Genomic DNA, 12,342 nt, shown 5'->3' with positions numbered 1-12,342 from the left:
TATTCATATTCAACCTTCTCATAGGTCCTGTATCCGCCACGATGAACGTCATCGTAATCACGGACCCCACCGGCGCAGATCCCAACGGCGCAGCAGCAGGGAGTATGTCATTTGCACAGAACATGTTCCAGTCCACATTTCTCATGTCCAAGGAGAAACGATTCGCTGTACTCTCAGGGGGTGAAGGTGCGTCCATACCAAGGCTCATGGCGATAATGGATGTTATAAACCGCCTTGAGAATGGGGCCACAGCTGCGGAGGCCGCATCAGCAGCCAACAGTTACCCGGGGATCAGGGTAATGTGTGGAGGCCCGGGTATAGGTGCGGCGGTTGGCGGATCCTTCGATGCCTATGTGGTTATCGTGGAGGATGATGGTACAATAACGGTGACACCATACTCAGGCGGGCTTGCTGTCCTCCCACCAGGGAAGAAGGGTGCAATAATACACCTCAGGAACACACATGGTAACCCCAAGTATGGTACCGCAACAAGGGTGCGCCAGGAGACAGCGGTGAACATAGGTAAGATGATAAGGGATGGTTACCCAGCCACCTACATAGTTGGGAAGGTCTTCGAGGAGGTGGCAAAGGACGCCGGTGAAAAATACGGTGGTGGTGCAGTGAACCTCGATTCAGGGGTATCCACAGGGGACATGTTCACCCCTGAGAACCTCAATGAGACGGGTTATCCAATGGATGAGCCCTACGTCAAGGTATGCGATGAGTGCGGATGGAGCATAGGTTACCCTGCAGCCGAAAGCTATCAGGTCTGCCCGATTGATGGAAGTAAACTCAGGGTGATCTATGCATACGAAGCCCTTAAGGACGCCATAACAGTGACCAACGGCTCTGTTTCAGTTTCAGTGTACGGAACAGAGGAGGCGGGTGTTGTGCAGACCACTCAGGAGATTGTGAGGGCCTCAGTCAGAAAGAATGGTTACAGTGAAGAGGCCATAGCAAGATCCATAAACAGGGCAATAAAGAACGGCTTCCTTGTGGGCGTGAACTACGTTGAACCCAAGGATATAAATGTTAAACCAAGTTCAAGGGCGGTTGGTGTCTACTACACACCACTACCAGACGATCGGACAGCACCACCAATGGAGCTGCCTGTAAGTTCAAATCTCCTGGATCTCCTGGGCAACATACAGACCGCCCTGGGCTTTGTGATGGTACTCCTGGTACTCTTCAGGAGCAGCCTGATAAGTTCATTCAGAAGGGGTTAAATCCATTAAAAAGTGGTTAATGTGTCTCTAATAATATTAAGGGCTGATAGCAGAGATAAGATCCTGAATGCCCTTGCGGATCTTGAAAGACATGCTGGCCTGAGGGTAAGGGGCAGGCCCCGAATAATGAAACATGAAATTGCAGATAAAATGGCAGCATCCATACTTGGAGGTAATCTCAGGACCAGATCCAAGGTTGCAGCCGCAGTTGAGGTTGAGGAGGGTGATACAGAGACCATAATGGCTGTGAGGAGGATACACCCACCGGCCCACATAATTGTTGTGAGCAGCGAATATGATGAATATGAGGACCTCAGGGAAATGTTCGGCACTCTGAAGGTCCTCAAGGGTTATTATTCATATAAAAAGAGGTGAGTGTCCACAGGGGGAATCAGAAAGGATTCAACCCCTTTTTATTCTTGCTATATCACCTATGGTTGCTCCGCGGAACCCTCCAACCTCAATCCTTTCCTCTTCACCGGCCTCGAATTTCTCCAGGATCTTTATTTTAAGGAGCTTCTCGAGTTTCCTTGCAAGTTTGATGTCGGGTTCCATTCTCTCAGATTCAATCCTGTTTATGACTGAGACCTTCTCATTGATTCTCTCTGCGAGATCCTCCCTTGACCATCCCCGGGACTCTCTCTCAGCCCTTATGATCTCACCGTAACCCTCAACAACCTCATATAGGGTTTCCATTGGCCTCCTTGACCTCTTGGGGGCTCTCCTGACACCCGCCTTGGTGGGTCTTGGTTTGGAAGGTTCCCTGATGATTTTACCGAACTTAGAGCATTCTCTGCATACATCCATCACTGAACTGTCGATTTTGGTCTTCACAGGTTTTCCAACAATCTTTTTGCCGCAAATCTCGCATCTCATGAAGATCCCTTTTTATTTTATACTAGTTTTATCCCACCCCAATATTTAAATATTACTAGAAACAAGATAGTATACAACAAAATTTAAATAGGAGTGTTCTAAAATCATGGAAAATAACTCCCAGAATGTATTAAAAAAGATTGAGGACCTCAAAAAAGAAATTAGAATGCTTAAAGAGGAGAATTCAAAGACAAAAAGGAATCTGATGTGGAAGATCAGAAAGCTTGAGAAGGATAAACTTTTAATTGAAAATGAGAAGACAAGGCTTGACAGGGAGGTTAAATCTCTCCGTGGTGAGATTGAAAGATTCAGAACCCCTCCACTGGTCATAGCCACCATCACAGAGGTTCTTGATGATCACAGGGTCGCAGTTAAGAGCAGCACAGGCCCTCACTTCGTAATAAACTATTCAAGATTCATTGATAAGAAGCAGCTGGAGCCAGGTGCCAGGGTTGCACTCAACCAGCAGACATTCAGCATAGTGGATGTGCTTCCATCAGAGAAGGACCCCGTGGTAACGGGTATGGAAGTTGAAGAAAAACCGGACGTCTCCTACGAGCAGATAGGTGGCCTCGAGGAACAGGTACGTGAGGTCAAGGAGACAGTGGAATTACCACTTAAAAAACCTGAACTATTTGAGAAGATAGGTATAGAACCACCAAAGGGTGTACTGCTCTACGGACCCCCGGGTACAGGTAAAACACTCCTTGCAAAGGCCGTTGCACATGAAACCAACGCCACCTTCATAAAGATAGTTGCATCAGAGTTCGTCAGAAAGTACATAGGCGAAGGTGCAAGGCTGGTGAGGGGAGTCTTTGAGCTGGCCAAGGAGAAGGCCCCCAGCATAATATTCATAGATGAAATTGACGCTGTGGCAGCCAAGAGACTTAAGAGTTCAACAAGCGGGGACAGGGAGGTTCAGAGGACACTGATGCAGCTCCTTGCAGAGCTTGATGGCTTTGAATCCAGGGGTAATGTTGGTATAGTCGCTGCAACCAACAGGCCTGACATCCTGGATCCTGCACTTCTCCGCCCTGGAAGATTTGACAGGTTCATTGAGGTTCCACTGCCAAATGAGGACGGCAGGAGGGAGATCCTCAAGATACACACATCTGGAATGGCCCTTGCAGAGGAAGTTGACATTGAACTCCTTGCAAGGATCACAGACGGTGCATCCGGCGCGGACCTCAAGGCGATATGTACAGAGGCAGGTATGTTCGCCATAAGGGAGGAACGTGATGAGGTCACAATGAATGACTTCATGGACGCCGTTGATAAGATAATGGGTGTTGAGAAGGAAGAGGAATACAAGCAGGAAACCGGCGTGATGTTCGGCTAAACACACCGCAGCCTGTGATGAACCCTATGAGCTCTGAATAGGTGATGAATGATGGGCGATCTGAGGCTGTAATCCTATTATTTTTTTCTGAGATTAAGTGATTATCAACTGGATTTCTTCCAGAGTAAGGCTTAGTTTTAGGATGTTCAGTTAGACTTCCTCCCAGAGGTCTGAAAGCACGGCTTTTCTATCGGTCATTACGAGTTTCGGTATCTTCCCCACCGTGCCTGCATGCTCACCCACCACAATCATAACCCCTCTGAAGTGCTCACGAAAGTCATCAGCCCTCTCAAGCGCGCTCTCAACCGCGGATCTATCATCGGGGCCATCCGCACTGTTGGCTATTGAGGTTGCAAGGGCATCTGCGGTGCTGGCCTCAGATGCGAATACCGTCACAGAGTCGGCCCTGCCAAAGCTTATGGAGTGACCCACTGTACCAGAGGACGTGCATATACCCCTGGGGGCACCTGGCTTCAGGAGAAAACCCACGGTCCCTGAAAGTGGTGATGAACCGGCATAAAGTCCCACGGTAACCTTACGGTTGTTCACGAGGGCGATGTCCCCGCCATTGTCCACTATACTGCACCTGGAGCCTAGGCCCATGAGGTGCATGAGGGATAGCTGGGCTATTGTTCCCGCCACAGCAGCCATTGGTCCCACATCAGCCTTCCCTGATGCACGGGACATCATCCTCACTATAAGGGGCCCCTCACTCACATGGATGGGTTCAAGGGATGTTAAAAACTCGTGATTTCTCTGTATATGACCTATGAGTTTCATTCTCTCCCCCAAAATGAAACCAGCAACTCCATGGTCCTCGATATCGGTTCTGAGCCTTATATGGGTTTCCCCGATGTTTATATTCTCCGCTGTCATTTAATCAGTGCCCCTCTTCTATGCTCAATTCCTGAAGTTCTTTTCTGAACCAACCATTAGATATAAAAACACATGCAAACAATTATGTACAGTGAAGTTAACTCCTTTTAATCTATGTAAGTTCACTGTGATAACATGTTTGGCAGGGAGAGGTTATATCCAGGTGAAAGGGTTCTATATGAAACACGGCCAAGGTTCATCCTCAACTCAAAGTCATCCATCATAAAAATCCTGTTCCTTGCACTCATCATATACATCTTCCCGGCGGCGGTTAAATTTGCAGGGGACCTTGATAACCTTCTCATTATGAGGTACGGGTTCACGGTTGCAGATAAGGTTGTCTGGATTTTAACTGCTGCTTTTATCCTGCTGGTGCTCAGTGTGCTCTGGGATGTGATCTCATGGAGGAGCAGGCGCTACATAATCACCGACCACAGGGTTATAGTTGAGAGTGGAGTTTTAAGGAAGAGGAGGTTCTACATGAACCACAGCAAGATAGTGGACATATCCTTCTCACAGGGTATCATGGAGAGGCTCCTGGACTCTGCGGATATAGAGATCCACGGCGGCCATGAGGATACCCACATAATCCTTGAGGATGCCCCATTCCCGGCCAGGATCGAGTACCACATTAACCGCTTCACAGAACACCGATCAGTTGATGAGGCAGAGGAGATACTCAGGGAACTATCATCAGAAAGACAGAAAGGGCGGGGATTCGCAGACCCCAAGTTCTGGGAGGATACAGATGAATTTGATGAAAACACTCCTGAAGAATCCCCTCATGAAATGGGAAGCAGTGAAGAGTCAGTAATGGAGAGGCATTCACGGAAATTCAGGAGGTCCAGAGAGGAGGGTGAGAATGACTGAATACGATGTCATCATCATGGGAGCCGGGCCGGCGGGTTCAACGATTGCAAGGCTCACTGCCAGCAGGGGATTCAGGGTGGGCGTCCTTGACAGGAAAAAAATACTGGGTGTTCCCCTCCAGTGTGCAGGACTCATATCCCATAGGATAACCGAGGCAAATGTACTCCCGGACAACTTAATACTGAACAGTGTAAGGGGTGCGGTGCTGCATTCACCATCAGGCATAAAACTCAGGGTTTCCAGGAAGAGGCCCGAGGCACATGTGATTGACAGGGCAGCCTATGACCAGTACCTTGCAGACCTTGCATGCGAAGCAGGTGCTGAGCTGAGAACAGGAACAGCCGTTAGGGACTTCAGTGAGGCCACAGGCGAGGTTGAGGTAAATGGAAGAACTCTTAGGGCCAGTGTGCTTGTGGATGCAAGGGGTCAGGTCGCTATCCGCAACAAGTACCCGGCAAGGCAGTTCCTTGTGAGGTTCAGGGACCAGGAAATGGACACAGACTTTGTTGACCTCAGGGTCGACTCACGCCTCTCACCAGGTTTCCTCTGGAGAATACCCCTTGATGAGAAAACAGCCCGTGTGGGTGCATTCGGACACCATAAAAATCTCAAGGATCTTATTAAGGGATTCATTTCAGATCTCAGCACAGATTTCAGGATCATGGAGAGCTACCATGGATTCATACCGGAACCAGACCCTGATATGGAACTTGTAGGGGGAAGGTGCATCAGGATAGGTGATGCCGCAGGACAGGTTAAACCCACAACCGGCGGAGGCATAGTTCTTGCATCCAGGGCTGCCCACGTGGCGGCAGAGGTCATCCAGATGGCCCTCGAGGATGACATGGGGCTACTTGAGAACTACCCGGAAGCCTGCAGGAAGCTCTACATGGCTGAGATGAAAAACCAGATGAGGGTGCAGAGGACCTTCAGGATACTATCCGATGAGGACCTCGACCATATCTTCCTCAAGATGAAGGAGTACGGTGCTGAGGAGATAATATCGAGGTACGGGGACATGGACATACAGACACCGCTCATAATGGAATTCCTTAAGAGTGGCCTCCTCTTCAGGATAATACCATCCATCCTCTCAAGGAAGGTGGCCAGCATATGGAAATAATGGTTATACTCTCACAGGAACACCCTGAACTCCCCTCTGCTGAACTCAAATCTGTTCTGAGGTCAGAGGGTATAGAATTCAGTTTGGTTGAGGATGGAAGGGGATATGTGCTTCTGGATGCCCCCACCTCTGCATGGAAAATCCTTAAGGGGAGGCTTGCATACGCCCATGAAATCTGCCGGGTCGCCGGATATTCCACCACCGGTGAGATTCAAGGGACTGCAGAGAAAATTGACTGGAAGAGTCATATTAAGGGTAGCTTTGCGGTGAGGATAAAAAAGCTCAGGGGCGAGGTTGATGCAAGGGAACTTGAGAGAGACCTTGGGGCCATCATAAAAAATAAGACAGGAGCAAGGGTTGATCTTGAGAATCCCTGGACCCTTGTAAGGCCGGTACTCATTGACGACAGATTCATCCTCACACTGCGCCTTGCAGAGATAAGTAAGGATCACTTCAACAAGGCCAGACCACACAGAAGACCATTCTTCTATCCGGGCTCGATGAGTCCGAAACTTGCAAGGTGTATGGTGAACCTCGCAGGTGTGAGGTCCAGTGACAGACTCCTAGACCCATTCTGTGGTACAGGGGGGATACTCATAGAGGCAGGCCTCATGGGTGTGAGGGTGATGGGTGCGGATATAGACTGGAGGATGGTTGAGGGCACACGGAAAAACCTTCAGCACTATGGTATAACTGATTTTGAGGTTATAAGATCCGATGCCAGGGATCTGAGGCTTGAGGGAGGGGTGGATGCAATAGTGACAGACCCTCCATATGGAATATCAGCATCAACTGCAGGTGAGAGGAGCGAGAAACTCTACAGGGAGTTCTTGAACTCAGCATACTCAAATCTTAAAGAGGATGGTGTGATATGCATGGCAGCACCCCACTACATTGACCTTGAGGGACTCATCGATGATAGGTTCACAGTAAGAGAAAAATACTCCATGAGGATGCACAGGAGCCTCACAAGGATTATAAGAGTTATTGAAACCGTGTAACGGTATCAACGCATTTTACGAAGTGAACAGGTACGGTTTGGCGCCCTCCACCGCAGAGGACTGAATACTTAACCATAGTCATCCTTTGCACAGAACTGAACACTTAACCTATATAAGTGTCGGAACTAAAATCTAAAATAACTATTTTCTGAGCACCTGAAAGAGGGATTAATTTGCAGGTTAGAGTACTTGACACCACACTGAGGGATGGAGAACAGACACCAGGGGTTTCCCTTACCCCGGAGGAGAAACTCAGAATAGCACTAAAAATCGATGATCTGGGCGCTGACATCATCGAGGCCGGCTCAGCAATCACATCAGAGGGTGAAAGGGAAGGTATCAGGAGAATCACATCAGAGGGTCTGAACGCTGAGATCTGCAGCTTTTCAAGGGCTGTCAGGGATGACATAGACGCCGCGCTCTCATGTGAAGTTGACAGTGTGCACCTGGTTGTGCCCACCTCTGACCTGCACCTTGAACACAAGCTAAGAAAAACAAGGGAGGAGGTCCTTGAACAGGCGGTGGACTGCACAGAGTACGCAGTTGACCATGGCCTCCTGGTTGAACTCTCAGCAGAGGACTCAACACGTAGCGACATGGAATTCCTCAGGAGGGTATTCACTGAGGGTATAGCTGCAGGGGCAGAGAGGATATGCGCCTGTGACACCGTGGGGATGCTCACACCTGAACGCTCCTATGAATTCTACGGTGAACTCTCAGAACTTGGGGTCCCGCTGAGTGTCCACTGCCACAACGACTTTGGACTGGCAGTTGCAAACTCCCTCGCCGGTTTAAGGGCAGGAGCATCCGAGGTCCACGCAACCATCAATGGCATAGGTGAACGTGCAGGTAACGCAGCCCTTGAGGAGGTTGTGGTTGCACTCAAATCACTCTATGATGTTGATACAAACATCAACATCGAGATGCTCTATGAGACCTCCAGAATGGTCGCAAGGATGACCGGGGTATACCTGCAGCCAAACAAGGCAATAGTCGGTGAAAACGCATTCGCCCATGAATCGGGGATACATGCAGATGGAGTCCTCAAGAAGGCGGAAACCTATGAACCAATAACACCTGAGATGGTTGGCCACAGGAGAAGGTTCGTCATGGGCAAACACATAGGGACCCATGCCCTCAGACAGAGGCTTGATGAGCTTGGAATGAAGGTCGATGAGGATAAGCTGATGAAGATATTCAGGAGGGTCAAGGCACTGGGGGATATGGGTAAATGTGTCACCGACGTGGACCTCCAGGCCATAGCAGAGGATGTTCTCGGGGTCATGGAGAACAAGGTTGTGGACCTTGAGGAGGTCACCATAGTCTCAGGTAACCGGGTGACACCCACAGCATCGGTCAAACTTAGGGTGGATGGTAATGAGGTCCTTGAGGCAGGTATAGGGGTTGGTCCGGTGGATGCTGCCATAGTTGCCATAAAGAAGAGCCTTGAGGACTTTGCAGATATCACCCTTGAGGAGTACCATGTGGACGCCATAACAGGGGGTACAGATGCCCTCATCGATGTTGTTATAAAGCTGAGGCACGGTGACAGGATAATAAGTGCCAGGAGCACCCAGCCTGACATCATCATGGCCAGTGTGGAGGCCTTCCTCAGCGGTGTTAACAGGCTGCTGGCAAATGAGGCAGCTCAGAATCAGAAGGGTGGTTAGGTGAATATAGATATCAGGGGATACCGTGGAACCATTGAAGACCTGGATGAACTCCTGAATGAGATAAGAGGGTTCCCATGCACACTCCAGCTTGTTGATGCCAGGGCCGTTGCAGGGAGTGACCATGCACTCCATGGTGCACTCCACGCCCTCAGGGCCTTTGAGAGGGGTCAGAATATTTCCAGCGACCCTGGAATTGAGATATGCCTACGTATTGCAGGTACCAGGCAGATAAGCCGGGCCCTTGAACTTTTAGGTGTCAGGAAGGGTGAAATGGAGATCTGCGCGATCCTTGTGGACTGCGAGACTGATGTCCAGGAATTCCTTGATTCCCGGTTCCAGAGGGATGACAGGATCCTTGAACCAGATGAGGATTATCTCAGAAGCCTCTATGGTCTTGGGGAGGAGGTAAAAACAGTTGGAGTTGAGAATGCACTCATGGAGAGGACGACGATGCTCCAGGTTTTATAGTTTATGATGGGGATTTGAGGATACTCCACCTTCATATAACAGAGGAGATGATCTCCGCCATCCTCTCAAGGTTCTCATGGGTGAGGCATCCCACATCCAGGTTCTTAACCTCCACTGCAACTGCACTCTCAAGTATCCTGTCAGGTGAGGGGCATGCTGTGAATATGCTCCTGCCATCTGCTGTTATAAGTTTTCTCAGAGTTTTAACATCCTCCCTGGGGGTGCTGGATGGGATTATAACATTTATACCTCTTTTTTCAGGGTGGAATGCCCCCTCAAGTTTTTCTTTGAGGTAACTGCATGCCCTGAGGGTCTCTGTGAGGTTCCTCCTGGCAGCATCCAGTTCAGCGGCAACGGCAGCCCTCACATATGGATCTGCCTTGAGGGCGGATAGTAGCATGTCCTGCTGCACAAACTCTGGAATGGAGGTTGAGATGAACCCGCCACCACCCGCGTTAACGGTTTTTGGAGAGCCAGTGGATGCGATTATAATGTGACTTTTTTTACCATTGCATAGCCTTTCAAGGGGATCAGAGACGCTCCCGGATGCGTCCTCAACCAGGATTGCATCATGGGATCTGCAGATATCTGAGAGTTCTGCGATGGGTTGCTCCGCTGTATAACCGGCGAAGCTTGTGACAAAAACTGCCCTGGCCCCTGTATCTTCAAGACGTGATTCCAGGACTTCAGGGTCAATGATTCCCATCTCTGTCTTGACCGTGAAAACCTCCCTGCCAAGGATCTCAGGTATCCTCTTAAAGCCCCGCCATCCGCCCTGGTCAGGCACGAGGATGGGACCATCGAGCCGGGATACAGTGAGGAGGATTGCGGCATTCCCGCTGCTGAGGAGTCTTGCGTATCTGTGTCCTGTGATCCTCCTGATTTTCTTTTCAGGGTCTGGTATTTCCCTGTAGAGTGCGGCTTTGCAGATGGCTCTTTTTGTTTCAGGTGATGGTTCTCTGAATCTGAGTCTAAGGGGTTCAAGATCCTCCATCATCTCTGCTGGGGTTTCTGAATTCATGATATCACCTGAAGAAGGAGTCCAGGGTTGTCTGCCTTGAAGAACTGATGTCCCGCAGCAGGTTACTCCTCCTTCTGAATGCATCAAGTCCAAGTTTAAGTTTGCTGTCCATGAATTCAAGGGCCTCTTTAAGGCCGTTGAACTCATGTGGCCTTACATTCATGGCGTTTTTAACGTTCTCCCTGACGTTGAAGACACCCAGGGGCACATAGCCCGGGTAGGCCTCCCTGAGTATGATTGCACCTGCCTGTTTCTCTTCCCTGTCAAGGGCCTCAAGGACAGCCATCCTGGCGCTGTAGTAGCAGCCACCAACCCTTGAGTACTCCCTCTTACCCTTCAGTGTTTCATGGTCTGAGAATATCATTGCACGCCCGTCACGCTTTATAAAGGCCTCCATCCATTCATACTGCCACTCTGAGGGTGTGAGGAGTATGAGGTATCTGTTTTTGAGGCTTTCAAATTCATGGACCCTGTAGGTGTCCAGGATATCATATTCAAGAACCCTCCTGTGGAAGTGGTCCGCCAGGGTGCTGTCGCAGGCTGTTATTGACCACCTTGTGGGGACAAGCCTCCTTTTCCTGGCATCACCAAGTGCACCCACCGAGAGGGCCTTCTGGATGGCAGAGAATGGGGTTCCCTTTCTGTGGAGTTCCACTATTGCCTCATCTGCCCTGAGGTCGGTGTCGTAGTGGGCCCTTTCAAGTTCACGGTCCCATTTGACGTTCTCTATCTCAAAGTTTTCAAGGACTGCGCTGGGGCCGTGGGGTGTCTGCTCCTCACTGAAAAACAGGCCTCTTGGTTTTCTCCTGAACTGGGCCTCGCTTTCAATGGCCCCTGATGAGAGGGATATTTCCTGGAGCTTCTCCACGAGATGGTTATCAAGGTCCCTGACTCCCACTAGCTGCTTGCCCCTTATGAGGTTGAGGCGGTAGTCTATGATTTCCTCCTGTGTTTTACTCTCGGGTATCCATCTCTCAGGGGAGTCAAATATCTCGACCTCACCCTGGATGGGTGCTATCATGGGTCCAGCGTAGACCCTGGGGTAGTTCCAGCTCCCTATGAATACCGATGGGGGTGTGGCCCCCTCAAGCTCCTCTCCCACCTCCACGGACCTCATTTTGAGGTCCCTGGTGAGCCTCTTGAGGAAGGCGTACTTTGACCGTATCATTGTTAAAGCTCTGTTTCTGGATATTTATTGTTTTTATGGTACACCTGACCCGTCATCATATCCCATTGGAGGGACTGGGTTTCTGGATATTTATTGTTTTTATGACACCTCACTGAAACTTATTCTTTATATCAAGAAAATTCGCATTGTGCTTTTTGACATCTGCTGTACTTCGTTAAAGATAATGAGTATTTCCCTGTTTTTGTTTTTTCTTCTGATCTCATGTACAATATCGTTTATAGTATATTTTTGTATAGGTGTTTTTCACGGTTTCACCAAAATATCTTTTTACCCTGTGTTTTCCTTCCTACTTCATACTTCTCCATTGCATATTGTAGGAACACCTAAGAATGGGGGAGCAGGAAAAATTCTGTATTCCCTTAGAAGAATCATTATGTAAAGAAATGAGGTTTCTCTTTGCCCATCTGGGGGGATGGTAAGTGCCTATTTTTTCCTGTTTAAGCTTGTAATGATGGGATTCATGCTCTCGTCTTAAACCCCACCTTTTATATTTTTCGCCCCTAAAAGAGATAGTAATCTTTTTATACTATAATGTATTATCATATTATGGTGGTGGCTGTGAGGAGGTTGTTGTTTTTTCTGGCGATCCTGTCCTTTTTCTGCCTTCCGGGCAGTTCTTCAGCTGTGAGTTTATCCTATAATGAGATTTGTGACGCTTCAAAGCTGATCGGAAACTACAC

At 49.1% G+C, this 12,342-nt stretch carries 12 protein-coding genes; 8 read left to right on the top strand and 4 right to left on the bottom strand.

The annotated features are described in order from the left end of the window. Positions 1 to 41 precede the first annotated feature (41 nt). The gene (locus tag ACPLJI_RS03040) at positions 42 to 1,226 is read left to right on the top strand and encodes a hypothetical protein (RefSeq protein ID WP_424730371.1); all 1,185 of its coding nucleotides are present in this window, start codon (positions 42 to 44) and stop codon (positions 1,224 to 1,226) included. A gap of 21 nt (positions 1,227 to 1,247) precedes the next feature. Next, the gene (locus ACPLJI_RS03035) at positions 1,248 to 1,601 is read left to right on the top strand and encodes a DUF356 domain-containing protein (protein WP_424730363.1); all 354 of its coding nucleotides are present in this window, start codon (positions 1,248 to 1,250) and stop codon (positions 1,599 to 1,601) included. Between the two features lie 27 nt (positions 1,602 to 1,628). Here the strand turns inward: ACPLJI_RS03035 and ACPLJI_RS03030 are convergent, their stop codons facing one another. Then, entirely contained in the window at positions 1,629 to 2,102 is a 474-nt protein-coding gene (locus tag ACPLJI_RS03030; RefSeq protein WP_424730364.1) for a multiprotein bridging factor aMBF1, read from the bottom strand. Positions 2,103 to 2,208: 106 nt separating this feature from the next. Here ACPLJI_RS03030 and ACPLJI_RS03025 point away from each other — a divergent pair, with 106 nt between their 5' ends. Then, positions 2,209 to 3,441 (top strand): proteasome-activating nucleotidase, encoded by a 1,233-nt coding sequence (locus ACPLJI_RS03025; protein WP_013295940.1) that lies wholly within the window; start codon positions 2,209 to 2,211, stop codon positions 3,439 to 3,441. Between the two features lie 150 nt (positions 3,442 to 3,591). Here ACPLJI_RS03025 and ACPLJI_RS03020 read toward each other — a convergent pair whose 3' ends face one another. Then, the gene (locus ACPLJI_RS03020; protein ID WP_424730365.1) at positions 3,592 to 4,317 is read right to left on the bottom strand and encodes a UPF0280 family protein; all 726 of its coding nucleotides are present in this window, start codon (positions 4,315 to 4,317) and stop codon (positions 3,592 to 3,594) included. Between the two features lie 135 nt (positions 4,318 to 4,452). Between ACPLJI_RS03020 and ACPLJI_RS03015 the strand changes: the two genes are divergently transcribed. The 5 genes from ACPLJI_RS03015 (at position 4,453) to cgi121 (ending at position 9,452) form a co-directional block, all read left to right on the top strand. Next, positions 4,453 to 5,187: a PH domain-containing protein gene (locus tag ACPLJI_RS03015; protein ID WP_424730366.1), complete on the top strand. Its 735-nt coding sequence runs from the start codon at positions 4,453 to 4,455 to the stop codon at positions 5,185 to 5,187. Continuing rightward, a complete protein-coding gene (locus ACPLJI_RS03010; RefSeq protein WP_424730367.1) occupies positions 5,180 to 6,310 on the top strand; it encodes a geranylgeranyl reductase family protein in 1,131 nt (376 codons plus the stop codon). The genes ACPLJI_RS03015 and ACPLJI_RS03010 overlap by 8 nt, the downstream gene beginning before the upstream one ends. Then, entirely contained in the window at positions 6,301 to 7,311 is a 1,011-nt protein-coding gene (locus ACPLJI_RS03005; RefSeq protein WP_424741126.1) for a TIGR01177 family methyltransferase, read from the top strand. Before ACPLJI_RS03010 ends, ACPLJI_RS03005 begins: the two co-directional genes overlap by 10 nt. Before the next feature lie 173 nt (positions 7,312 to 7,484). Further along, a complete protein-coding gene (locus tag ACPLJI_RS03000) occupies positions 7,485 to 8,981 on the top strand; it encodes a 2-isopropylmalate synthase (RefSeq protein ID WP_424730170.1) in 1,497 nt (498 codons plus the stop codon). Further along, complete coding sequence (cgi121, locus tag ACPLJI_RS02995) at positions 8,982 to 9,452, top strand: KEOPS complex subunit Cgi121 (protein WP_424730169.1); 471 nt, start codon at positions 8,982 to 8,984, stop codon at positions 9,450 to 9,452. A 31-nt stretch (positions 9,453 to 9,483) separates the two neighbouring features. On the opposite strand, the gene ACPLJI_RS02990 is transcribed toward cgi121, so the two are convergent. Next, positions 9,484 to 10,473: a DegT/DnrJ/EryC1/StrS family aminotransferase gene (locus ACPLJI_RS02990; protein ID WP_424730168.1), complete on the bottom strand. Its 990-nt coding sequence runs from the start codon at positions 10,471 to 10,473 to the stop codon at positions 9,484 to 9,486. Between the two features lie 4 nt (positions 10,474 to 10,477). Next, positions 10,478 to 11,641: an Nre family DNA repair protein gene (locus tag ACPLJI_RS02985; protein ID WP_424730167.1), complete on the bottom strand. Its 1,164-nt coding sequence runs from the start codon at positions 11,639 to 11,641 to the stop codon at positions 10,478 to 10,480. Between the last annotated feature and the right edge of the window lie 701 nt (positions 11,642 to 12,342).

The sequence above is a fragment of the Methanothermobacter sp. genome, assembly GCF_049720995.1.
GTDB lineage: Archaea > Methanobacteriota > Methanobacteria > Methanobacteriales > Methanothermobacteraceae > Methanothermobacter.
The sequence above is the reverse complement of the archived record's forward strand: the minus strand, read 5'-3'. Positions and strand labels throughout refer to the sequence as shown.

Excerpts from the sequence above, each read along its gene's own strand:
- ACPLJI_RS03025 (WP_013295940.1), top strand. The coding sequence starts at position 2,209 with ATGGAAAATAACTCCCAGAATGTATTAAAAAAGATTGAGGACCTCAAA.
- ACPLJI_RS03005 (WP_424741126.1), top strand. The coding sequence starts at position 6,301 with ATGGAAATAATGGTTATACTCTCACAGGAACACCCTGAACTCCCCTCT.
- ACPLJI_RS03040 (WP_424730371.1), top strand. The coding sequence starts at position 42 with ATGAACGTCATCGTAATCACGGACCCCACCGGCGCAGATCCCAACGGC.
- ACPLJI_RS03020 (WP_424730365.1), bottom strand. The coding sequence starts at position 4,317 with ATGACAGCGGAGAATATAAACATCGGGGAAACCCATATAAGGCTCAGA.
- ACPLJI_RS03015 (WP_424730366.1), top strand. The coding sequence starts at position 4,453 with ATGTTTGGCAGGGAGAGGTTATATCCAGGTGAAAGGGTTCTATATGAA.
- ACPLJI_RS02990 (WP_424730168.1), bottom strand. The coding sequence starts at position 10,473 with ATGAATTCAGAAACCCCAGCAGAGATGATGGAGGATCTTGAACCCCTT.
- ACPLJI_RS03010 (WP_424730367.1), top strand. The coding sequence starts at position 5,180 with ATGACTGAATACGATGTCATCATCATGGGAGCCGGGCCGGCGGGTTCA.
- ACPLJI_RS03030 (WP_424730364.1), bottom strand. The coding sequence starts at position 2,102 with ATGAGATGCGAGATTTGCGGCAAAAAGATTGTTGGAAAACCTGTGAAG.
- ACPLJI_RS02985 (WP_424730167.1), bottom strand. The coding sequence starts at position 11,641 with ATGATACGGTCAAAGTACGCCTTCCTCAAGAGGCTCACCAGGGACCTC.